Annotated in this window: 15 protein-coding genes; 9 read left to right on the top strand and 6 right to left on the bottom strand. The window is 36.3% G+C overall.

Annotated elements, in window-relative coordinates; translation table 11 throughout:
- Positions 1-286: 286 nt before the first annotated feature.
- Together FD20_RS08390 and FD20_RS08385 are read left to right on the top strand one after the other, a co-directional pair.
- The gene (locus tag FD20_RS08390) at positions 287-1,051 is read left to right on the top strand and encodes a DeoR/GlpR family DNA-binding transcription regulator (protein ID WP_057737642.1); all 765 of its coding nucleotides are present in this window, start codon (positions 287-289) and stop codon (positions 1,049-1,051) included.
- Positions 1,048-1,866, top strand: coding sequence for a Cof-type HAD-IIB family hydrolase (locus FD20_RS08385; protein WP_057737640.1), 819 nt, complete (start codon positions 1,048-1,050; stop codon positions 1,864-1,866). Before FD20_RS08390 ends, FD20_RS08385 begins: the two co-directional genes overlap by 4 nt.
- A 162-nt stretch (positions 1,867-2,028) precedes the next feature.
- On the opposite strand, the gene treC is transcribed toward FD20_RS08385, so the two are convergent.
- Both treC and treR read right to left on the bottom strand, forming a co-directional pair.
- Entirely contained in the window at positions 2,029-3,705 is a 1,677-nt protein-coding gene (treC, locus tag FD20_RS08380; protein WP_057737638.1) for an alpha,alpha-phosphotrehalase, read from the bottom strand.
- A 52-nt stretch (positions 3,706-3,757) separates the two neighbouring features.
- Positions 3,758-4,495 (bottom strand): trehalose operon repressor, encoded by a 738-nt coding sequence (treR, locus tag FD20_RS08375; protein WP_057737636.1) that lies wholly within the window; start codon positions 4,493-4,495, stop codon positions 3,758-3,760.
- 208 nt (positions 4,496-4,703) lie between these two features.
- On the opposite strand from treR, the gene FD20_RS08370 reads away from it, so the two are divergent.
- The 3 genes from FD20_RS08370 (at position 4,704) to FD20_RS08365 (ending at position 8,558) form a co-directional block, all read left to right on the top strand.
- Positions 4,704-6,632 (top strand): PTS sugar transporter subunit IIABC, encoded by a 1,929-nt coding sequence (locus FD20_RS08370; protein WP_057737634.1) that lies wholly within the window; start codon positions 4,704-4,706, stop codon positions 6,630-6,632.
- A 174-nt stretch (positions 6,633-6,806) separates the two neighbouring features.
- Positions 6,807-6,956, top strand: a complete 150-nt coding sequence (locus tag FD20_RS13560) for a hypothetical protein (RefSeq protein WP_235807741.1) — start codon at positions 6,807-6,809, stop codon at positions 6,954-6,956.
- 831 nt (positions 6,957-7,787) lie between these two features.
- Positions 7,788-8,558: a DUF1003 domain-containing protein gene (locus tag FD20_RS08365; protein ID WP_057737633.1), complete on the top strand. Its 771-nt coding sequence runs from the start codon at positions 7,788-7,790 to the stop codon at positions 8,556-8,558.
- 411 nt (positions 8,559-8,969) lie between these two features.
- Here FD20_RS08365 and FD20_RS08360 read toward each other — a convergent pair whose 3' ends face one another.
- A complete protein-coding gene (locus FD20_RS08360; RefSeq protein WP_057737631.1) occupies positions 8,970-9,818 on the bottom strand; it encodes a DUF72 domain-containing protein in 849 nt (282 codons plus the stop codon).
- A gap of 246 nt (positions 9,819-10,064) precedes the next feature.
- On the opposite strand from FD20_RS08360, the gene FD20_RS08355 reads away from it, so the two are divergent.
- Complete coding sequence (locus FD20_RS08355; protein WP_057737629.1) at positions 10,065-11,042, top strand: 2-hydroxyacid dehydrogenase family protein; 978 nt, start codon at positions 10,065-10,067, stop codon at positions 11,040-11,042.
- A 243-nt stretch (positions 11,043-11,285) separates the two neighbouring features.
- Here the strand turns inward: FD20_RS08355 and FD20_RS08350 are convergent, their stop codons facing one another.
- Together FD20_RS08350 and FD20_RS08345 are read right to left on the bottom strand one after the other, a co-directional pair.
- A complete protein-coding gene (locus FD20_RS08350; RefSeq protein WP_057737627.1) occupies positions 11,286-12,500 on the bottom strand; it encodes an MFS transporter in 1,215 nt (404 codons plus the stop codon).
- A gap of 80 nt (positions 12,501-12,580) precedes the next feature.
- A complete protein-coding gene (locus tag FD20_RS08345; RefSeq protein ID WP_057737625.1) occupies positions 12,581-14,152 on the bottom strand; it encodes a PucR family transcriptional regulator in 1,572 nt (523 codons plus the stop codon).
- A gap of 114 nt (positions 14,153-14,266) precedes the next feature.
- On the opposite strand from FD20_RS08345, the gene FD20_RS08340 reads away from it, so the two are divergent.
- The 3 genes from FD20_RS08340 to adhE all read left to right on the top strand — a co-directional run bounded on the left by FD20_RS08340 (position 14,267) and on the right by adhE (position 19,777).
- Positions 14,267-15,481 (top strand): hydantoinase/carbamoylase family amidase, encoded by a 1,215-nt coding sequence (locus FD20_RS08340; RefSeq protein ID WP_057737623.1) that lies wholly within the window; start codon positions 14,267-14,269, stop codon positions 15,479-15,481.
- A 17-nt stretch (positions 15,482-15,498) separates the two neighbouring features.
- A complete protein-coding gene (locus FD20_RS08335; protein WP_057737621.1) occupies positions 15,499-16,710 on the top strand; it encodes a pyridoxal-phosphate-dependent aminotransferase family protein in 1,212 nt (403 codons plus the stop codon).
- Positions 16,711-17,095: 385 nt separating this feature from the next.
- Positions 17,096-19,777: a bifunctional acetaldehyde-CoA/alcohol dehydrogenase gene (adhE, locus tag FD20_RS08330; protein WP_057737658.1), complete on the top strand. Its 2,682-nt coding sequence runs from the start codon at positions 17,096-17,098 to the stop codon at positions 19,775-19,777.
- A 188-nt stretch (positions 19,778-19,965) separates the two neighbouring features.
- Here adhE and FD20_RS08325 read toward each other — a convergent pair whose 3' ends face one another.
- Positions 19,966-21,594, bottom strand: coding sequence for a peptide ABC transporter substrate-binding protein (locus FD20_RS08325; protein WP_057737619.1), 1,629 nt, complete (start codon positions 21,592-21,594; stop codon positions 19,966-19,968).
- Positions 21,595-22,167 lie beyond the last annotated feature (573 nt).

Below are 22,167 nucleotides of genomic sequence, written 5' to 3'. Positions count from 1 at the left end.
CCCATGATCAATTTTTTGAAGTGAAAAGTATTAATAAAAGATAAGCTGTGCAGCCAATTATTGGCTGTTTTTTTGTGTCAGAGATTAATTTGAATATTTTTTGAGAGGATGCCAATAGATAACAATATTTATTGAAAGACGACAAACTATAGTACTTATTGATGCGCTTTTGCGTATTTAAATAAGCAATTGCTTAGAATGAACTAAAAACGGAGAATAGTTTCACAGGATTGAATGAATGCGCTTTAAAAAATGATAGAATGATTTTTGAAGGGAGGATGAGATAATGCAAGATGAAAGACTAAACGCGATAACTGAATTACTAAGAAAAAGGGGAAAATTAAGCACGAAATTTATGGCAGAGTATTTTGGTGTTTCAAGGGATACGGCTAGAAGAGATATCATAAAACTTGTTTCAACCGGCAGAGCTAAGCGGATGCATGGAGGGATACTGGCTTACAGCAGCAATACAGTGCCAGAGTACCTAGTTAGATCACACATTTTGTCACCAATAAAAGTGGAAATGGCCAAACTGGCGTTAAAAGAGATCCAAACCAAAGGCCTATTTTTCATTGCTGCTTCAACAACACTTGTTCAGATGTGCGAACATATAAATCAAGCTGGTGTGACAGTTGTCACAAATTCGATTGATAATGCTGTTGCTTTAACTAAAAGCAGTCTCATCAGAGTGGAGTTATTAGGTGGAAGAGTTGATAAACGGAACAGATATACTTGTTCATTGTCTACTTTATCAGAACTTGATTATCTCTCTTTCAAAAAGGTTTTTATCGGCACTTCTGGAATAACATCTGAAGGAATATATTTGTCTAACAAGGATGATGCTGTGGTTATTAGGAATGTAGTTAAACATTCACGTAAGATAATTGCAGTTGCTGAACAGTACAAATTCAATTCTCATAAAGCTGCATATAAAGTGTGCTCTTGCAAGGACATCAACGTTTTGATAACTGATGTTGTTTTAAAAGAAGAACAAGAATCATGGTTTAGTCAAGATATTAAGATCCTAATTGCAGAGGAGGATAAAAAATGATTAAACATATTTTTTTAGATATGGATAATACCTTATTGAATTCCGCAGGTAAACTGTCTCCAGAAAATACTAAGATCATAAAGAATTGCCATATCCCGGTGACGTTAGTATCGGCTCGCCCACCGGAAGCAATGAGCTCTTTTATTACTGAATTAGAATTATCTGGTGAACAGGTTGCTTTTAACGGTGGTGTGATTTTTAAGCTTAAAAACAGTGATTATGAAACAGTTTTTAGTGAGGGACTAGCCTTTAAAACAGTTGTCGACATATTGGTGTCTGTCAGGAACCAATTTCCACAGATATCGTTAAGTTGGTTTACCCTTAAAAAATGGTATACGGATAAAATGGATGAAAGAATTTTGTGGGAATCAAGCATAACGGATGTCAAGCCAGAAATCATGCCATTAAAGCAACTAAGTTATCTAAGGAACAGTATAATTTACAAAATTATGTTGATTAGTCGAGACATGAACATGACAGATGTTGTTTACAAATACTTGATGAGTCTGAATTTGAGCGATATTACGGTTACACGTTCAAACAGCAATTATTTAGAGCTGATCAACAAGAATATCTCAAAAGAAAATGGGGTTGCCTATGTACAAGCTGGTGAAGGACTAGAGAAAAAAGAACTAGCAGCTTTCGGGGATGGAGAAAATGATATTGACATGTTTAATGCTGTAGAGATGTCGATAGCTATGGCAAATGCAAGTAATTTAGTTAAAAACCGTGCAAAATTTGTGACATTGTCGAACGACGATAATGGGGTAGGTTATGGTATAAAAGAAATACTTACAGAAAGATATTTATTCTAATAAAAACATAAAACAAACGGGGCCGCCCTAGTTTTGAACTAGGCAGCCCCGTTTGCTGAATAAATTATTAGTTGAGACAAACACAAACGAATATCATGTTTATACAGGTGACATAATAGTTTGCAAGTTTGAACCTTGATTTAAGAGTGCTAGTCTAAATTGTCATTTGAATTTAACTGCTAAAGCCTCGTAGGGGCGCAATTCAATTTTCTTAGCAAGCTTAGTAGCATCAAGATTATAGTTAGAAATTAATGTTTTAACAGCCTTGTCTTGATATGCTCTTGGCAGATCCACGGTTGTCTTTTTGCCATAAAAATTAGTTAAAACAAGTATCTGATCTTGATTTTCTTGGCCGTTGTTTTTAAGATAACGTTCATATGCAAAGACTTGAGGATCATTTTCGAAAAGACTTTTGAAATGACCAGCGGAAATCAATTTTTCAGTTTTGCGCATCGAAATCAATTTTTGGTAATAATTAAAAATCTCACCATGCTCCAGTTCATCTTTAACATTGATGACATCTTGTCCTGTTGGGCGTAGCCATGGCTTGTTTTGCGAAAAACCTGCATTTAGGCTGTTATCCCAATGCATGGGTACACGTGAATTATCTCGTGATTTAGTTTGAATCAATTCAAAAGCATCTTCACTACTCAGTCCCTTTGCCAAAAGTTTGCGATAAGCATTCAGGCTTTCAATATCAACATAGTCATGGATCGATTGGTAATTCGGATCGGTCATCCCAATCTCTTCACCCATATAAATATATGGTGTGCCGCGCATTAAGTGAATTGCAGTTGCTAACATCTCAGCTGATTTTACGCGATAATGCACTGGATCGCCAAAACGATTGAGCGCCCAGGGCTGATCATGGTTATTCCAAAAAAGAGCATTCCAACCGCCACCGTGATCCATTTGAGTTTGCCATTCAATGAAAAGATGTTTTAATTTTTTAAAATCAAAAGGAGTTTTCGACCATTTTTCGCCATTTTGATAGTCGACTTTAAGATGATGAAAAGTGAAGACCATTGATAACTCATTCTGCTCAGGATGTGAATACTCAATGCAATTGCTGATACTGGTCGAAGACATTTCGCCAACTGTGATTGATTCGGGATCTTTTCCAAAACTTGATTGATTAAGTTCTTTCAAATATTCGTGAACGACAGGAGTATCGGTATAGAGGGATTTTTCTTGAATTGGATCTTCAGAATCAACTAATTGTTCATTTTTTCCGGTAACGTTGATGACATCAAAGCGGAAGCCCTGAACCCCCTTACTGCGCCAAAAGTTAACTACTGAAGCTGCTTCCTTGCGAACATCAGGATTGTGCCAGTCAAGATCAGCTTGCGTTTTGTCGTACAGATGAAGGTAGTAAAGATCAGTCTTGCCGAACTTTTCCCAAGCAGGGCCACCAAATTTGGATTGCCAATTAGTTGGCAACGAGCCATCTTTTTTGGCTGGGCGAAGGTAAAAATATTTTTGATATTTTTGGTTTCCAGCTAATGCTTTCTGAAACCATTCATGTTCAGTGGAACAATGATTGAGCACCATATCAAGCATTACACCGACATTTATTTTTTTTAAGGCCACAACTAGGTCCTCAAAGTCGGCCATTGTTCCAAATTTAGGATCAATATTATAATAATCGGCAATATCATAGCCGTTATCATTTTGAGGTGAAACGAAGAAAGGATTGAACCAAATCATGTCGACGTTTAATTTTGAAATATAATCTATTTTATTAATTATTCCGCGTAAATCGCCAATACCATCATTGTTACTGTCATAGAATGATTTGGGATAGATTTGATAAATAACTTTATTACCAAGATTTAGCATAAGTGCGCCTCCTATTTGATATTGTGAAGTATAGTTTCTGATATCCAAATGACTAATTAAATGAAATTTTTCTGCGCCGAGCGAAATCAATAAATTTAAAACGATCAGGTCTATGATAAGAAGCGGTTAACTGAAAAGGCGTTGTATCGGCCAAATATGTCATACTGCGGACAACAACAGCTAAATTATTGTCGTTCAAAGCAAGTAAAGAAGCAATTCGCTCGGGAACTGGTTCAACAGTGATTTCTTTCGTTGCATATGAAATATCAAGACCTAAACTTTTTTCGAAGTATTCATAAAGAGAACCAGCAGCTGCTTCATCGGGCACATCAGTAATAGGTGGATTTAGCAGATAGTCTTCATCTAAAACAATTGGTATCTGGTCGATTTTGCGTAATCGTTCAATATGCAGAGCTGTACGTCCAAAATCTACGTGTCCTTTCGCTAGAACATCAGGAACTATGTCATCTTTTTTCTGCAAAACTTCTGTTGTTGCATGCATACCTAATGTCTTATTTAGTTCTTGGAAGCTGGTAATTCCAGATACTGGGAAGGAGAAGCGTTGAATATCTAAAACAAGCGATCCTTTTCCGCGGATTTTTTGTATTAATCCCAGTTCTGTTAGTTGGTCCAGGGCTTTTCGAATTGTTTCACGCGAACTTCCATAAAGATCACACAGCTGATGTTCGCTTGGCAACAAATTACCCGGTTGATATTGTTCATGTTGTATTTTTAGTGCAATATCTTGTGCAATACTGTCTTGTTTATTTTTTTTATTATCTCTCGCCATAAAATGTTTCAGCTCTCTTTTTATAGTTTTAACAATTTTTATTTAATCACATTTTGTCTAGACAAGCAAGAAAATGAAAAATTGTATAAATGAATTGCTATATAAATAGTTTAAGATGCAAATATTAAATGTTTGACAACATGACTATACAAGTTGTAAAATTCTTATAGATCTTAAGAAAGCGTTTTATGAGAAAGGGGATAAAAAAATGGCTCAAAGTAAAAAAATGCATTTATCGGCACCAGCAAGTGGAGAAGTATTAGCTCTTAATAAAACAACCGACCCTGTTTTTTCGGGAGGAACAATGGGAGAAGGATTTGGATTAGAACCTGAGAATGGTGAAATTTTGTCGCCTGTTGATGGCACTATTTCAATGATTGCTGATACTAAGCATGCAGTTGGGATTACAACGGATGATGGTTTAGAAATCCTTGTTCATATGGGAATCGATACAGTAGGGTTGAAAGGAGAAGGTTTTTCTGTATCTGTTTCAAATGGACAGTCAGTTAAGGTCGGGGACGTGTTGGCCAAAATGGACCTTAAACTTGTAGCAGATCGTGGCCTAGCAAAAACAATTATGGTCGTTATTACCAACTCTAAAGATAAATTAGAGGGAATGGATCTGGTGGAAGGACCAGCTAAAGCCGGAGATGCAGTGGCAACTGCTTATGCAAAACAAAGCAAAAAAAGGTCTAAGAAAAGAAATTATGATGAACTGGCGGCCACGATAATCGACAATGTCGGCGGTAAGGAAAATGTTAACAGTTTGATTCACTGTATTACACGTCTGCGGTTCACACTCAAGAATGAAGGATCCGCCAATGATGATGTTTTAAAAGAAACTGACGGGGTAATAGATGTAATGCACGCTGGCGGACAGTATCAAGTGGTTATTGGTAATGAAGTTACACAGGTATATGATGCTGTAATGAAACAACTAGGAAATGATTTTGAGGGTGATGTGAGTCAGACACCATCACAAGATGATGGAAGGAATCCGATAAGTCGTGCCTTTGGCAATCTTATTGGTTTTATAACCGGTTCGATGAGTCCGGTGATTGGTGTGATTGCTGCTTCAGGTATTATTAAGGGGATTCTGGCATTATTAACATTGCCGCAACTCGGTTCCTTGTTGAACGCGAAGGGTACGGTATATCTGACTGTGAGTTCGATGGCGGATTCAGCATTTTATTTTCTGCCGATTTTAGTAGGATTTGCAGCAGCTAAACGTTTAGGCAGTGATCCAATTATTGCCGCAACGATTGGTGGTGTGTTGGCATATCCGCAAATTGTCACTTGGGGCCAATCCTTTAAGCAAATGTTTGAAATCGGTGGATTTCAATTTCAATTTTTAAATTATACTTATTCGATCTTTCCAATGATTTTGGCAGCATGGATGGCTAAAAAATTAGGTACTTGGCTTAAGGAGCATCTGCCAAGTTATCTGCAAATGATTTTCAATCCGTTGATCACTGTACTGATAGTTTCCGCAATCACATTAGTAGTTACCGGACCAATTATTCAGGGTGCTGCTAACGGAATTGCCGACTTTATCAATTGGTTGGTCCATGTATCTGGCTGGTCAGGTGGGTTGATTATCGGTGGTTTATATCAATTGTTAGTCATTTTTGGATTACATTGGGGTGTTGTTCCACTGGTCGCACAACAGATTGCCGGCAGTGGTGAAAGTTCTTTGAATGCAATCATATCTGTTACGATGGTTTCTCAAGGGGCGGCTGTTTTAGCAGTTGCGATTAAATCAAAGAAAGCCAATATGAAAGAACTTGGAATAGCGGCAGCAATCTCAGCCTTTTGCGGTGTTACTGAGCCTGCAATCTACGGGATTAACTTACGATATAAAAAAGTTTTCATTTCTGGTTTGATTGGGTCAGCAGCCGGTGGCTTTATCACTGGTTTAATGCATGGTTCGATGTTTGGATTTACTGGTTCACTGATTGGATTTTCATCGTTTTTCAACACGAAGAATCCTTCGGACTTGAACAGTTTTTATGCTTTTCTTCTTTCAAGTGTGGTTGCGTTGGTTGTATCTTTCATTTTAACTTGGGTATGGGGTTATAACGATAAAATGTCTGTAGGTAAGAAAGTTGAAAAGAAGAAAAAGCCAGGCACTAACTAGAATATATCAACTAAAGTAAAGTGAGACAGCTAGCCGGCAATTTTGAACGATGCGGGCAAAAAAATTGATCTTTGGAAAATACTAATGAAAAATTCAAGCTAAACTAAAAAAAGGATTGGGGCATGAGCCGCAGTCCTTTTTAGTTTATCGTTTTTCCACCAATAAGTGACAGTGATGTCACTTATTGGTGCTGAATCACATTGCAAGCTGACACGTGTGTCAGTTATTAATAAGGAAAAATATCATATGAATAACTCTGATTTATTTGTTAAAAGAAGACTAAATGAATTGACTAAAAAGGGCTTTCTGGCTACTGTTATGTAAAATATTTGGTATTAGCAAGTTTGTTTGCTTGTGCTTATAAGAGAAAATGGTCTCTGATAATATGAAATGATCGATAATAATTCTACACTAGTTATTGAGGAGATGTGTATGTTAGCAGCAACACGAGAATTTAAGGTCCGGAACTCCGAACAATCAAGTTTTTTTGTAAATATTGATATGGAAAAATTTTTTTGAAGACTCGAATTCGAGTTTTCATTTTGTTCATTTTTTTACTTGTAAATTAATACAAAAAAACAGCAATGTGGGAGATCCCCCACGATCACTGCTTGAATGTTGTTGTTACCTCTTTTTCTGAGAACGATTCTTACGATAATGATGAAGCTTTTCGAGGAACATAAATACAAATTGAAGTGTTGTAATCAATAAAGATAATTTGGCCCAAAAACCTAATTTATTTTTCATAATATACCCTCAATTCTGATGTTAACCACTATCAACTGTCTTAAGTATAAGGTAAAGAGTAATTATTAACAATTTAACAGCCTGTTCTTCTTTATAGAAGAAATTAAAAAAATAGTGATCTATGAATTGAAAAAATCTTTGTGGTATTAAAATTTAATCCAAGGAGTTTTTGAATGTCTCTAATTGACATTGACCGGTTTAGAGTATATAGTGCGAATGTAGTGAAAAATGCAGGTCTCTAGGAAAGGTGGTGGGTTTTATGTCTGATAATCATATAGCTTCTTCAGCTGGTGATGATGGTCCCGCGTGCAGTCAGCAGGGGACGGATGGGCATTTAACCCATCTTTACCCCATTTAGCACACTGGTTGCACGGTAAATCAATATTCAAACGAGGTGCTTATATCTCTATGGAGAAAAAGATTAATCGTAAATTTGATTGTGTGGCGGATCATAAACAGTATGATCTGGTGGATGGTGTATTCTTAGGAGACTTGGATGGTCCCTTGAAGGCGTTGATTCGTCGGGACTTTCCTAAGGCGACAAATGAAGCCTTTATTTGTAGTGGGCATTTGGTTCATTATCGGCTGTTGAAAATGGATCAGATGATTGCAAAGGACTATCGGCAAAATAATAAGCTTAATCGTAAACTCACGCGAGTGATGGAAAAAGATGCTTATCAGATGGTTGATGTTCGTGAGCAATTGGAAAACTCGTTGACATTTGGGCAAAGAATTGCGGATGCTGTTGCGCACTTCGGGGGTAGCTGGCCATTTATTATTTCTTTCATTGCAGTTATGTTTTTTTGGATTCTAATCAACACTTTTCATTGGTTAGGTTTCAACTTTGATCCATATCCGTTCATTTTGTTAAATCTTTTTTTGAGTATGATTGCGGCAATTCAGGCACCATTGATTATGATGAGTCAGAATCGCTCTTCAGAATACGATCGTTTAGAATCGCGCAATGATTACCACGTTAATTTGAAGTCAGAAGAAGAAATTCGTGTGTTGCATTCTAAAATAGATCATTTAATTCAGCAAGATCAGCCTAACTTATTACAGATTCAAAAGATCCAGACTGAAATGTTGGGATCAATCGAGTCACAGGTAAGTGAGTTAAGGCGATTGCAACAGTATTTTGAAAAAGAAGAAAAAATAAAGCAACCTGAACGACCATAATGTTGATGATGAGAGAAATTGTGAGTTTTTTTTTAGAAGAGATACAGAGTTATTGAATATGTTAAAAGACTTGTTGCCGATTTGGCAAAGCAAGTATCAATATTGTTTTTATGAGGAGAACTATACCATGAGCTTATATTTTGGTGTAGTTCTTTTTTGGTATAATTTTGTCTTTAAGATTTTTGATGTATTCACTGTTTTATACTAGTTTTAAGCTGAATTTCGCTATAAAAATGAAAAATTTATTTGTGGTCACCTTTTATTCTATATGCCAAGTTTAAAAATAGTATTCTTAAAAAGCTGATCTTATTAAAGTTAAAACAAGGCGCAATTATTTTTACTAGTTTTCTTAAGTTACAAAAAGCTATGCCTTTATCTATAACAATTTGAAAATTGTTTATTGAAAACTTTTTAAAACAAATCTAATTGTTCTGGTGGTAATGGACCTAGTCCCTTAAATTTGATGCCAAGCAATTGTTTAAATTTCAATGCATTTGGTGCGGCATCTCCACCGGAATTATTATTAAAAATAACGCAGATTTCTTTTACACTGTTTTGCAGTGGTTCAATTTTTTGTTTAAAAACTGTCAATTCTTCTGAAGAGTAACGATAAAGAGTCCGTTGTTTACGCCATTCCTTGCCTGTACTAAGCCACCCTTGCTGATTACGACCATGGAGCCGTAATAATAACAATTCCGGTGTGGTCACAACTGGGTAGAATGGGACGGAAGCTACTGTTTGCGTGGGTTCATCGATCGCAGCAAGTGTAAAATGATTTTTACGACAAAAACGAATTAGTGAATTGAGAACTGTTGGAGCGTACCAGCTTTGGTTCCGAAATTCTAAGGACAAAGGCAAATTTGAAAGCTGTGAGCGAAAATATTTTAAGTAGTTGATATTTTGACTTGTTGCATTGAAAAAGGGTGGGAATTGGCAAAGAACCGTTTTTAATTGTTTCGCAGCCACGAGTGGCCCTAATGCTTTTGAAAATTGCTGAAACTTTTCTTTTAGCTGTCCAATATCCAAATGCTCCTCTAAGTGACCAGTTAGCACACGATTTGCTTTGACAACAAATTGAAAATCAGAGGGCACTTGATGCTGCCATTTTTGAATGGTCGATGGTTGTGGAATACCATAGAAGAACGTATCAAGTTCAACCGTTGGAAAATAAGCTGCATATTCATCTAACCTTACCGGCCTTTCTTGATTTTTAATTAATGCGCGATGCTCACTCCATGTGGTTAAACCAAGTGTTATCATTATAATGTTACTTCCCTTCAAGTAGTTTGCAGTAGAATTGGGATAGTTGTGAACCAATATGATTTTTAAGTATTTATTTCTGCGTCTATCTTTTATTATATTGGACCCGAACTAATAATTAAATGATTAACTACAGAAGTTCCAATTAGTGACTAAAGTGTTTAATATCAATACTAAACATATTAATTTGTGGTGATTGCTTCTATAATAGGAGTGTAAGTTGCATATCAAGGGAGTGTATACAAAATGGAAAAAGTTTTAATAACCGGTGAGGTACCAGAGCATGCACAGAAGATGCTAGAATCTGCTGGTTTGAATGTTGATGTTTTTACGGGTGAAAAATTGATTGAAAAAGCGACATTGATGGAGAGAAGCCAAGATGCAAGTTTCTTAATTACTCCGCTATCAACAAAAGTTGATGCAGAGGTGATTGATCATGCACCAAAGTTAAAGCTGATTGCCAATTTTGGGGCAGGGTTTAATAACATTGACACTGATTATGCAAAAAGTAAGGGAATCATGGTGACAAATACGCCTTTTGTTTCGACTGTTTCCACTGCTGAGGTAACAGTTGGTCTGATTATTAGTTTGACTCACCGAATACCTGAAGGTGATCATTTAATGAGAACAACTGGTTTTAATGGTTGGGCACCTTTATTTTTCTTAGGACATGAACTTTCAAACAAAGTTCTTGGAATAATTGGAATGGGCCAAATTGGCCAGGCAGTTGCTGAAAGAATGAAAGCATTCGGTGTGCATATTCTTTATACCCAGCACCATCGTTTGAGCTTACAAAGAGAGAATGAACTTGGGGCAGAGTACGTTGAGATGGATAAACTTATTGAAAGCTCAGATATTATATCTCTTCATCTGCCTCTTTCAGACAAAACACATCATATGATTAGTGCGAACGAATTTAAACATATGAAGAAAAATGCAATATTGATAAATGCAGCAAGAGGGCCAATAATTGATGAAGATGCTTTGTTAAGTGCCTTGCTGAATCATGAAATAGCGGGTGCTGCGTTGGATGTCTACGAAAATGAACCAGTTGTTGCAGATGGATTTAAAAAACTAAAGAATGTTGTTCTGACGCCGCATATCGGGAATGCAACATTTGAAGCAAGAAATGCAATGGCAGAGATTGTTGCTTCTAATGTGGTTGCTTCTTTGCAGAACAAAGAACCAAAGTATATTGTCAATGGTGTTCAGACAAGGGCGTGACAGAGGTCAGGTCTTTTTGTCGTACAAGTAATTAGGTCGATACAAAAGTTAAATTTTGAACTAGCTTTTCTATTTACTCCGCATAAACGTGTTCTGTATTTTAATTTTTGAATTGACAGAAAAAATAAAAAAGTCTCAAGCATGGTAATATAACTACCAGCTTGGGACTTTTTAACTGTTCATTTTTTGAACGAGAAGTTTATTTGTGAATGCAATTTGTAATTTTCATCGTAGAGAGGCATGCTATTCAAATTTAACGAATGAAAAACAAAATAATCCAATTAGTAACAATGCAGCTGCAAAGTAAAAACCGATAACCATGCTTCCAGCGAGGTCAATAAATAGACCGGTTAAGTATGGTGCTATGATTGAAGCAATCATACCAAAGAAGTTGTAGACACCGAGTGTTGTTGAAAGCTGATTACGATTGGCATTTTTGTTGACTGTGTAAAGCAGGATAGGATCAATCGCCATTTTACCAGTAAACCCATACATGAACAGCATGATAATAAGAATTGTAAAGTTATTGACTGTCATACCCACTACGAGTGAGATGATTGCAATAGGAACAAGAATATACAACAGCTTCTTAGGATTTGCTAACTTGTCATTCAACTTAGCAAAAATGAGTGAACTCGGGATTGAAGCGAAAGGAACGAGTGAGGCCACCCAACCAACACTTGAACCAGAGATTCCGCGATCAGTAATTAAAAATTGCGGAAGCCATGTCAGCATTGCTATTTGCCCGTAAATTGAGGCAAATAACAGTATATATGTCATAACAAGATTCTTGTTGAACAAGCTGGCGATATCGATTTTAGGGCGTGGCTCTAATGGTTGTGTAGTTTTGGCGTTAGCTTTAGGTCTTTTTTCTTCTTTGACAAGCAGTATATATAACAGTCCCATTAAGATTGTCGGAATAGCAATTACAATAAAAGGCAAGCGCCAATGCAATCCATACTGGAGTACGAGAAAACTCGATAGCAGTGTTCCGAAGGCTTGTCCAATAGATTGACCAGAGTTGATGAGTGCCATTCCAAAAGTTAATTTTTTAGGTGGAATATTTTCAGATGAAAGACTATAAGAAGCACCATAAAAGGTTCCTTCACCGACTCCTGTAAAAGCTCTCATTATCAGAAAAATCCCGAATGTAGTAACAATACCGGAAAATAAGGTCATTATTCCAAAAAAAGCAAAACCTAGTCCAAGGATCCATTTTTTGCCGAAATAATCAGCGATTGCAGCAAAAGGAATTTGAGTAACGGTGTATGTTAAGAAAAAAATGGAGGAGATTAATCCGAGTTGAGAATTAGTCAAACTGAATGAATCTTGAATTTTGGGCATAATCGGATTCAGAATTGTGCGATCTGCATATATAAAAACCCAACCAAAGAAATTAAGAAAAACAATTTTTTTCCATGAGTTGTGCACGCGAACGTTCTTGCTTGAATCTTGCATATTTCTTCCTCTTCTCTAATAGTTTTAATCATTATATAAGGAAAAGTGAAATATTACTTTGTATTAAATGACAAAAAAAATTACATATTTGTTTTATTTAACATATAGAGTCGGATGGCTAATTGCAATTGCTCAGTTTCTCTTGGATTTTTAAAGTTGATTGAGAGCAGTTTCTCAACTTTTTTAAGTCTGTAGACGGCAGTATTACGGTGAATGAATAAACTCTGCGCAGCTTTTGAAATAGAGCGGTTTTCCAGAAAATATTGTTCGGCAACATCTAAAAGTTGTTCGCGCTCTTCAGTGTTTTTTATTTTAAAGATAGGTTCTAATACATAATTAACAAAAATATTAGTTTCTTTCGGGGGCAGTAATTGTAATAAATCAGAGACATGCTTGGGCCTGAATTCATTCGGTTCGTGCTTGTCATCATGTTTAGCTAAAAAAAGTGCCTCGCCCGCTTCACTAAAAAGTTTCTTTACATTGATTAACTTGTGTTCATAGGATGTAAAACCGATTCTAATATCTGTTGAAGTACTATTTTTTAACAAGAAAGTTTGCAATTTTGCTAATTCTGTTTTTAAATTAGGCGTTGCCGGAACTAAGACGAAAGTCTTAAAGTCTTGATACGTAATTATTATTTTTGTTTCAAATTTGCCGTAGTACCAATAAATAAGATTCGATAATTGATGCATTACAGTAGTGTGATTGTACGCTTTACTGGATATAAGTTCGTCTACCGCAAAAGCTTGATAATTATTAGTAGTATTTATGCCATTTAGTTTTAAATTGCTGGCTATCACATTTTTTGACATGTTCTGATTTAGAATAGTTGTAAATATTTCATTTTCACGCATCCGTGAATCTGATAAATTTATTTGAACTTTCATATTTTCTAAACTAAGTAAATTGATAATATTTTCAATCAGCAGCCGCTGTTCCGAGTCATCAATCGAAGATAATTCAAAAATCAGAAACCGTTTGGTAAGATTGCTAGTAGATTTTAAGGGATAAAGCAAGTAACGATTCCATAAAGTTAATGGTTCGTTGATATTGATGATATCAAGTTTGTTAGATGTGTAGTGGAAAAGGCGCGTGTCTATCATTGAGTTCAGACTTTTAGCAATCAATCGTCCATATGAATTTATTAAAAGAACATTGCAGTCTATCAAACCAGAAATTTTTGTTAATATTTCATTGTCGCTGCGGCCGGTTAAAATAAATTTAGATAGGGATAGTGATTGTTGCATGACATTAGTTAACTGATCAGTCTGTTGTTCAAGCACAGTGTGCAGTAGATCGCGAACGATTACTGACAATCCAATGTCTTCGGGTAGTAAAAGAATTGTAAATTTGAATTTATCAGCGGTGTCTAGTATTTGCTGTGGTATTTCATCAAAGTAGCGATGATGTTTAATACCTATAGCAGCAGCCTTTTTTCCACTCATTATTCTAACAAGTTTATCTAAAGCGGCTAAATTATTTTTAAAATGGAACCCAGTGGTGACAAGCAATTGTCCAGGTACGACAAAGTTTGCGATATCTGGAGCTTCCATCATTCCGATGGTAATAACATTGACATCGAGATTAGGATGTTTGTTTGCAATTTTTATACGGCTAAATTGTGGTTGTTCAAGCAGCTCAGATAATTTCATAAATTCACCTTTTGTTTTTTTTTACTAAAACTATACATACATTTGTATTAAATTACAATGAAAAGAGCTCCCTTTTCTGTAATAATTAGTTTTATAAAGAGGGGTTTGAATAATATGACAAAAACAACCAAACAGTTTAACTTGTTAGACTTACTCAAAAAATTCAGCGTTTTAGGACGAACAAGCAGTGAAGGTGTAACTAGACGTGTCTATGATTCAAATTGGGTTGCGGCCCAACTAAAGTATGCTGACCTAGCAGAAAAATACGGATTGAATGTATTTACTGATAAGATGGGTAACCTTTATGCATCTACCTCGAATGACCCTGAACAAGGACCAGTAATAATGACAGGGTCACATATGGATACCGTGGTTAATGGCGGGAAACTAGATGGAACGTATGGTACTTTGGCAAGCCTTGTGTCGCTCGGAGAGCTGGTGGCAGAATACGGAGCCCCTAAAGTTCCAATTGTAGCCGTTTCTTTTTCAGAAGAAGAGGGTTCGAGATTTGAAACGACATTCACTGGTTCAAAATTTTTGACGAACCAGTTCGATGATACAGTTTACAATATCACTGATAAAGAAAATATAACGTTTGAAGATGCCAGAAAAAAAGCATTAGATGAATTGAAATCGAAAATAAAGATGATGCATTCTAAATGGAAAATTGCGAAGTATATTGAACTTCATATCGAACAAGGACCAGTACTTGAAAAAGAACGAATTCCGATTGGAATAGTAACAGGTATAACAGGTCAGATAAGAGTTTTGATTCAAACACATGGTATCGCTAACCATGCGGGGACAACTCCAATGAACATGCGAGATGATGCGATGCGAAAAGCAGTTTCTCTGATGAATGATATATACCAGGAATTAGAACAAACATCTGGTTTGCGCTACACTATCGGGAAAATTACTGCAACACCGAATGTCGCAAATGTGGTGCCCAATAATGTTACTTTTTCACTTGATATGAGGCACTTGGATCAATCGATTTTGAATAAAGTTTTTGATGAAATATCAAAATTAGTTGAGCGACATGATGGAAAACTTACACTAACTACAAATGTTAAGGCATCAAAAATGAATCCGCATCTTAAGAGTGTGCTTGAAGCAGCAGCACAGAATAAGAATTTAGACTATAAGTGTTTGCCTTCCGGTGCAGGACATGACGCCCAAGTGGTATCTTATAAATTTCCCACAGGAATGATTTTTGTACCAAGCATTAATGGAATAAGCCATTCTCCTTTAGAGAAGACTGAAGCAAAAGATCTTATTAATGGAAGAGAAACTTTAAAGGATGCATTATATAAGCTTGCATATTAGAAGAGGAGAGAATAAATATGACATTAAAAATAACTGAACGTTTAATTATGACTCCAGGACCGACAATGGTTGATCCTCGTGTTTTACAGGCGGCATCGAATCCAATTTTGGGACAGTTTGACCCAGAGTTTACTAAAATAATGAATGAAAATATGGAATTCATCAGAAGAGCATTTCAAACAAAAAATAAATGGTCTTTTCCTGTCGATGGAACCTCAAGGGCTGGATTAGAAGCGGTAATTAATTCGATTGTAGCTCACGGGGACAAAGTTTTCATCCCGAGGATTGGACGTTTTGGGAATTTAGCGGTTGAATTAGCAACTCGTGCTGGAGGAGAAATTTATACACTTGATGGTGAATGGGGTCAAGTTCTTAGTCAAGAAAAAATAATTGAAAAAATGAATGAGATTAAACCAAAAGTTGTTATTTTTGTTCATGGTGAAACATCAACAGGAAGACTTCAACCAATGGATAAAATTGGTGCAGCAGCTAAAAAAATCGGTGCATTTACGGTCGTTGATGCCGTTGCAAGTTTTATGGGTGTAAATATTCCTGTAGATGATTGGGAGCTGGATGCTGTTATCGGCGGAGCACAAAAATCATTATCCGCGCCGTCAGGGATTACACCGTTAACGTTTAATGACCGTTTTGCGCAAGAAATCAGTAAGCGTAAAAGAGTTGAGGCTGGGGTTGCAACTAAAGATTCTGCTAAAGCAGATGATTTTATCACTTCTAATTATTTAGACTTAACTCAACTGATGGATTACTGGTCTCCGGCACGGTTAAATCATCATACTGAATCAACTATTCTAAACTATGCATTGCATGAAGCCTTGGAGCTGATCTTGAATGAAGAAGGCTTAGAGAATCGGTTTGAAAATCAGAAGAAGCAGCAGACAATTTTAAAAAATAGTTTGCGTCAGCTGGGCTTAAAAATATTTGGTGATGAAAAAAATGAGATGCCAAATATGGTGGCAGTTGAAATTCCTTCAAATGTTGACGGAGAGAAAGTGCGCAGTGTCTTGTTGAATGAATATGGGGTAGAGATCTCTTCAAGTTTTGGACCAATGGCAGGAAAAATTTGGCGGATAGGGTTGATGGGATACGTTGCGCAAAAACATTATGTCCTGCGTTTTTTATCGATTTTCAGCCAAGTTTTGGAACAGAATGGTGCGGTTTTAAACATAAAAGAAGCATTGGAGTATGCTAATAATGCGTACAAGAAATAGTGCTAATATTATGGAACTGGTGTCACAGTTGCAAATATTTCATCCAAAATGTTCATTCGATAAAAATTAGTTGAGAAAATATATAAAGTTAGAGGAGCTTTAGATGCTTCGGGCGTTTTTCTAACTGTTGTTGTGGGTCAATGTGAATAACTAATGAAAACAATCTTATCCTTTTTAGGATAGGTTGTTTTTTGTTTTAGCGTAAAATGCTGATTTATGGCTGTCAGAGTATATATTTGATAAAAATTGAAATAAAAGTGTTAAAAAGCTTGAAATCGTTACCAAATAGTTTTAGTATAATAAGTGAAGTTATTCACATGACGAATAACTATAAAACATTGCATGATTAAAAAGCGTAGGAGGGAATTATCAAATGGTAAAAGTAATGAAGCCAAAAGCAAAAAAGGTGTTGTCCGCTGAGGAAAAAGCGGCTTTGATGGATGAAGCTCGTAAGTATACAGACATTTTAGTCAATAAGGCATTGAAAGCAGAAAAAGAATACTCTGCATTTACACAAGAACAAGTTGACAAGATCGTAGCCGCTGCTGCCTTAGCAGGTTCAGAAGCAGCTTTGACACTTGCACATGAAGCTGTTGACGAAACTGGGCGTGGAGTCGTTGAAGATAAAGATACGAAAAACCGTTTTGCAACTGAAAACGTTTTTAATACGATTAAAAATGATAAGACAGTCGGTGTGATTCATGAAGATAAAGTTGCTGGTGAAGTTCAAATTGCCGCCCCGCTTGGTGTTTTAGCTGGGATAGTTCCAACGACTAATCCTACTTCTACAGCAATGTTTAAATCCTTATTGGCATTAAAAACACGTAATGCGATTGTTTTTGCATTTCATCCGCAAGCACAGAAGTGTTCGGTGCATGCTGCTAAAATTTTATATGATGCAGCAGTTGCAGCAGGAGCGCCAAAAGATATTATCCAATGGGTCGAAAAACCATCTCTTTATAATACAACGGCGTTGATTCAGAATCCAAAAATTGCTTCTATTCTGGCAACTGGTGGACCGGGTATGGTTAATGCAGCTTTGAAATCAGGTAATCCATCAATGGGTGTCGGGGCAGGGAATGGTGCAGTTTTCGTGGATCATACGGCACATATTGATCGTGCTGTCGAAGATTTGCTGTTATCTAAACGTTTTGATAATGGTATGATTTGTGCAACTGAAAATTCTGTTGTTGTTGAGTCGACAATTTATGCTCAATGGTTAACTAAGATGGAAGAAAAGGGTTCATACGTTGTACCTAAGAAAGATTATCAAAAGATAGCTGATTATGTTTTCAACGATAAACATGGTGTCAACGGTCCAGTTGCTGGGAGACCTGCTAGATGGATTGCTGAACAAGCAGGAATTGAGCTTCCAGAGGGCAAAGATGTGATGCTGTTTGAACTTGATCCTAAGAATATTGGTGAAAAACTTTCTTCAGAAAAACTTTCACCTTTACTGTCAGTTTATAAGGCAAAAAATCGCGAAGATGGAATTAAAATTGTGGGCGAACTTTTAAACTATCAAGGAGCAGGTCATAATGCTGCTATTCAAATCGGTTCGCAGTCTGATCCTTTTCTGACTGAATTTGGTGACAAGACTAAAGCTGCTCGTATTTTAGTTAATCAACCTGATTCAATTGGTGGAATTGGGGATATTTATACTGATGCTTTACGTGCGAGTTTGACTTTGGGTACAGGATCATGGGGGAAGAATTCATTGTCACATAATTTATCAACAAAAGATCTTTTAAATGTCAAAACAGTAGCTAAACGGCGTAATCGCCCACAATGGGTACGCCTGCCAGAGAACATTTACTATGAAAAGAATGCTATTTCTTATTTGCAAGATATTGAAAATATTACTAGAGCATTTGTTGTTGCTGATCCAGGGATGGTTAAATTCGGATTCGTTGACAAAATTTATGAACAATTGGCAATTCGTGATGAGGAGGTTAAAACTTCAATTTACGGAACTGTTCGTCCTGATCCAACCTTGGGACAAACGATTGAAATTGCAAAACAAATGCGTGATTTCGAACCGGATACGATTATCGCAATCGGTGGTGGGTCTGCTTTAGATGCTTCTAAAATTGCCCGCTTTATCTATGAATATTCACTTGATCAGGAACCTGGTTTCTTGGATAGCTATGAGGCAGTAAGTGAGTTATTTACACGTTTACAGCAGAAGTTTATTGATATTCGTAAGAGAATTGTGAAGTTCCATCATCAAACGCATACGAAATTAGTTGCAATTCCGACGACATCTGGTACTGGTTCAGAGGTAACACCTTATGCTGTTATTACAGATGACAAGACACATGTTAAGTATCCGTTAACAGATTATGAGTTGACACCACAAGTTGCGATTGTTGATCCAGAATTTGTTATGACCGTTCCTAAACGAACAGTTGCTTTGTCGGGTCTGGATACTCTATCACATGCTTTGGAATCTTATGTTTCTGTTATGGCATCTGACTTTACTCGTCCATGGTCATTGCAAGCAATTAAGCTTGTTTTTGAGAATTTAGAAAATTCATATAAATTTGATCCTAAGCAACCAAATTTGGCAGGAGAAACTGCACGTGAAAATATGCATTATGCTGCTACTTTAGGTGGAATGGCATTTGCCAATGCATTCTTAGGTATTAATCATTCAATTGCTCATAAAACGGGTGGGGAATTTGGATTACCGCATGGTTTGGTTATTTCAATCGCAATGCAGCATGTGATTCGCTTCAATGGTGTTGCTGGCAGAGTAAAACGGACACCTTTCCCACGTTATGAAGTATATCGTGCTCAAAAAGATTACGCAGATGTTGCGCGTTATCTGGGATTGAAGGGCAACACTGACGCAGAGCTAGTTGAAGCTTTATGTGATAAAATTGCAGCCTTAATGAAAGCTGTAGAGGTCGTTCCAACACTGTCTGCTAATGGTGTAACTAAGCAGCAATTTGACGGGGCACTTAATAAATTGGTAGATTTGATTTATAACGATCAATGTACACCAGCCAATCCAAGGCAGCCACGTCTTGAAGAAATTCGACAATTGCTGATTGATCAGTTCTAAAAATTTAAATAGGCAATAAATAAAACAAGGGTCTCAACAAAAATAATAATTTTGTTGAGGCCCTTGTTATGTTTCAAAATATTTTTACTTGGTGCAAGCTGGCATGAATTTTGAATAAATAATAAAGAGACAAATACTTTAGGTGTTGTCATGAAAAAATAAAAATAATTTACTGAATGACACAATCCTTATTTTTCAATGTAAGCTTCTTTGAAATTAAAAGCTACACCGGCAGTGTTGTAAATAACGCCTTTAACTTTGCTTTTCAGCATTTGTGCTTGTGACAGTTGGTAAAGTGGAGCAACCCCTTGTTCTTTATTCAAAAGTTTTGAGGCTTTGACTAAGTCATTCCAACGTTTACCGGTATTGTTAACATCAGTCGTTTTGGAAGCTGTGATCAACTTGTCATATTCTGAGCTGTCCCACTTACCATTATTATAGGAATTTCCTTTCGTGAATAAATCCAAAAAACTGATTGGATCAGAGAAATCGGCCCCCCAACCTGAAACAACTACATCGAATTGTCCACTGGCAGAGCGAGTGATCCTTGTTTTTTTAGGAAGGCTCAATACTGAAACTTCTGCACCAGGTAAATTTGTTTCCAATTGACTTTGAAGATAAGTTGAAACGTCTTTATTAGCATCATCATCATCACCCAATAAAGAGAAGCTCAATTTCTTAAGACCTAGTTCCTTCAAACCTTCCTTCCACAATTTTTGCGCCTTGGTTTTATTATAGCTGGTTCCAGCTGTTGTGGCGGCATCCTTAGTGAAGTCTTGATCATTATAGTTTGCTAACCCCTTTGAAACAACGCTCTTAGATACAAGAGAACCGTTGCCTAGTACTTTGTTAACTAATTGCTGACGGTTGATCGCATAAGAGATAGCTTCGCGGATTTTTTTGTTTTGAAATTCTTTTTTTGTTTGATTGAATTCTAAATAATTTGTCCGTGACTGATTTAAAGAAACGTATTCTTTATTGTTACTCAGTTGTTTGGCCTGTTCCGCATTCAAATAAGTTTCGTCCAGTTTATTATCTTGATAAAGGTTGTATGAAGTAGTTGGGCTTTTAGTAACTTGGAAAGAAATATCATTTAATTTAACGTTTCTCTTATCCCAGTAACCATTATTTTTAACTAATTTCCATTTTAAATTAGAACCAGTCCAGCCGGTCATTTTATAAGGGCCGTTATAAACCATGTATTTAGCAGATGTACCATATTTTGAACCAAATTTTTCAACTGCTTTTTGATTTTGTGGGAAGAATGGGGTGAAACCCATCAAAAGCTTAAAGTAGGGAAGTTTTTTGTCTAAAGTAACAACCAGCGTATAATTATTGACCGCTTTAACGCCAAGCTCTGATGTTGCTTTTTTCCCAGCCGTAACATCAGCAGCATTTTTAATGCCGTCGAAAAGATAAGCATATTCAGATGCTGTTTTGGGATCAACGGTTCTGCGCCAAGAATAGACAAAGTCTTTAGCAGTTACAGGTTCACCATTTGACCACTTGCTGTTTTTTCGCAAGGTAAAAGTATATTTTAGACCGTTATCAGACACTTGTGTTTTGGTAGCAAGTCCAGGTTCAATTTTGCTATTTTTACCAAGACGGTAAAGGCCTTCAGTGCTGTTACTGATCATATCGGAACTGACAGTATCGACAACTTTTGAGAGATCCAATGTTTGTAGTTCAGAAGGTTCTGACCACCTCAATGTTTGCTGGGATGATGCTTGACCAGAGTTTTTAGAGCCACATGCCCCAAGTGCTAGACTGCATGCTGCAAAAGCAACTGATGTAGATAAAACTTTTTTCCAATTCATATATATTCCTCCTAAAGGGATGATCAACTTTTTAATATAACTGAAAAAAATACCCACCTGAGAATGCGCAACAGGTGGGCGTTAGAGTTCTATATTTAACAACCCACCGTTTTGAAAAAAATTTTTCGCGCGATGGGTCTAATTTTTGGTTTTTTAAAAAGCCAAGACATTAGATGACACATCGCGCGTGCTAATAATGACTAGGCTAATAATTAGAATTACTGATAAACAATAAATTACGAAATTATGTAAAAACGTCATGGTCATCTAACCTCCCTTGTATTTTAAACTGACTGGCAGTTTTTTTAACGAATAATTAAAGTATAGCTATAAAAAAAAAAAAAGCAATAGTAAAAATTAATTTTTCTTAAAGGAAAATATTTGCATAGTAATATTAAATCTAATGCATTTATATGTATGTTGCCAATGAGTAATGTAAGAAACTTCTAAAAATAAGATAATATTTGTCTTATTAGTAACCCAAATTGCAAGTTGTTCAGAAATTTATGGTATTAACAAAAGAAAGCGATTACATTATCCTTTAAGTGTAAAGAAAATTAAGTCAGGAGTGGT

This window comes from Liquorilactobacillus uvarum DSM 19971 (assembly GCF_001434935.1).
GTDB classification, from domain to species: Bacteria; Bacillota; Bacilli; order Lactobacillales; family Lactobacillaceae; genus Liquorilactobacillus; species Liquorilactobacillus uvarum.
The sequence above is the reverse complement of the archived record's forward strand: the minus strand, read 5'-3'. Positions and strand labels throughout refer to the sequence as shown.

Excerpts from the sequence above, each read along its gene's own strand:
- FD20_RS08345 (WP_057737625.1), bottom strand. The coding sequence starts at position 14,152 with ATGAAATTATCTGAGCTGCTTGAACAACCACAATTTAGCCGTATAAAA.
- FD20_RS08325 (WP_057737619.1), bottom strand. The coding sequence starts at position 21,594 with ATGAATTGGAAAAAAGTTTTATCTACATCAGTTGCTTTTGCAGCATGC.
- FD20_RS13560 (WP_235807741.1), top strand. The coding sequence starts at position 6,807 with ATGTCACTTATTGGTGCTGAATCACATTGCAAGCTGACACGTGTGTCA.
- FD20_RS08370 (WP_057737634.1), top strand. The coding sequence starts at position 4,704 with ATGGCTCAAAGTAAAAAAATGCATTTATCGGCACCAGCAAGTGGAGAA.
- FD20_RS08340 (WP_057737623.1), top strand. The coding sequence starts at position 14,267 with ATGACAAAAACAACCAAACAGTTTAACTTGTTAGACTTACTCAAAAAA.
- FD20_RS08355 (WP_057737629.1), top strand. The coding sequence starts at position 10,065 with ATGGAAAAAGTTTTAATAACCGGTGAGGTACCAGAGCATGCACAGAAG.
- FD20_RS08335 (WP_057737621.1), top strand. The coding sequence starts at position 15,499 with ATGACATTAAAAATAACTGAACGTTTAATTATGACTCCAGGACCGACA.
- FD20_RS08350 (WP_057737627.1), bottom strand. The coding sequence starts at position 12,500 with ATGCAAGATTCAAGCAAGAACGTTCGCGTGCACAACTCATGGAAAAAA.
- FD20_RS08365 (WP_057737633.1), top strand. The coding sequence starts at position 7,788 with ATGGAGAAAAAGATTAATCGTAAATTTGATTGTGTGGCGGATCATAAA.
- treC (WP_057737638.1), bottom strand. The coding sequence starts at position 3,705 with ATGCTAAATCTTGGTAATAAAGTTATTTATCAAATCTATCCCAAATCA.
- FD20_RS08390 (WP_057737642.1), top strand. The coding sequence starts at position 287 with ATGCAAGATGAAAGACTAAACGCGATAACTGAATTACTAAGAAAAAGG.
- FD20_RS08385 (WP_057737640.1), top strand. The coding sequence starts at position 1,048 with ATGATTAAACATATTTTTTTAGATATGGATAATACCTTATTGAATTCC.
- adhE (WP_057737658.1), top strand. The coding sequence starts at position 17,096 with ATGAAGCCAAAAGCAAAAAAGGTGTTGTCCGCTGAGGAAAAAGCGGCT.
- treR (WP_057737636.1), bottom strand. The coding sequence starts at position 4,495 with ATGGCGAGAGATAATAAAAAAAATAAACAAGACAGTATTGCACAAGAT.
- FD20_RS08360 (WP_057737631.1), bottom strand. The coding sequence starts at position 9,818 with ATGATAACACTTGGTTTAACCACATGGAGTGAGCATCGCGCATTAATT.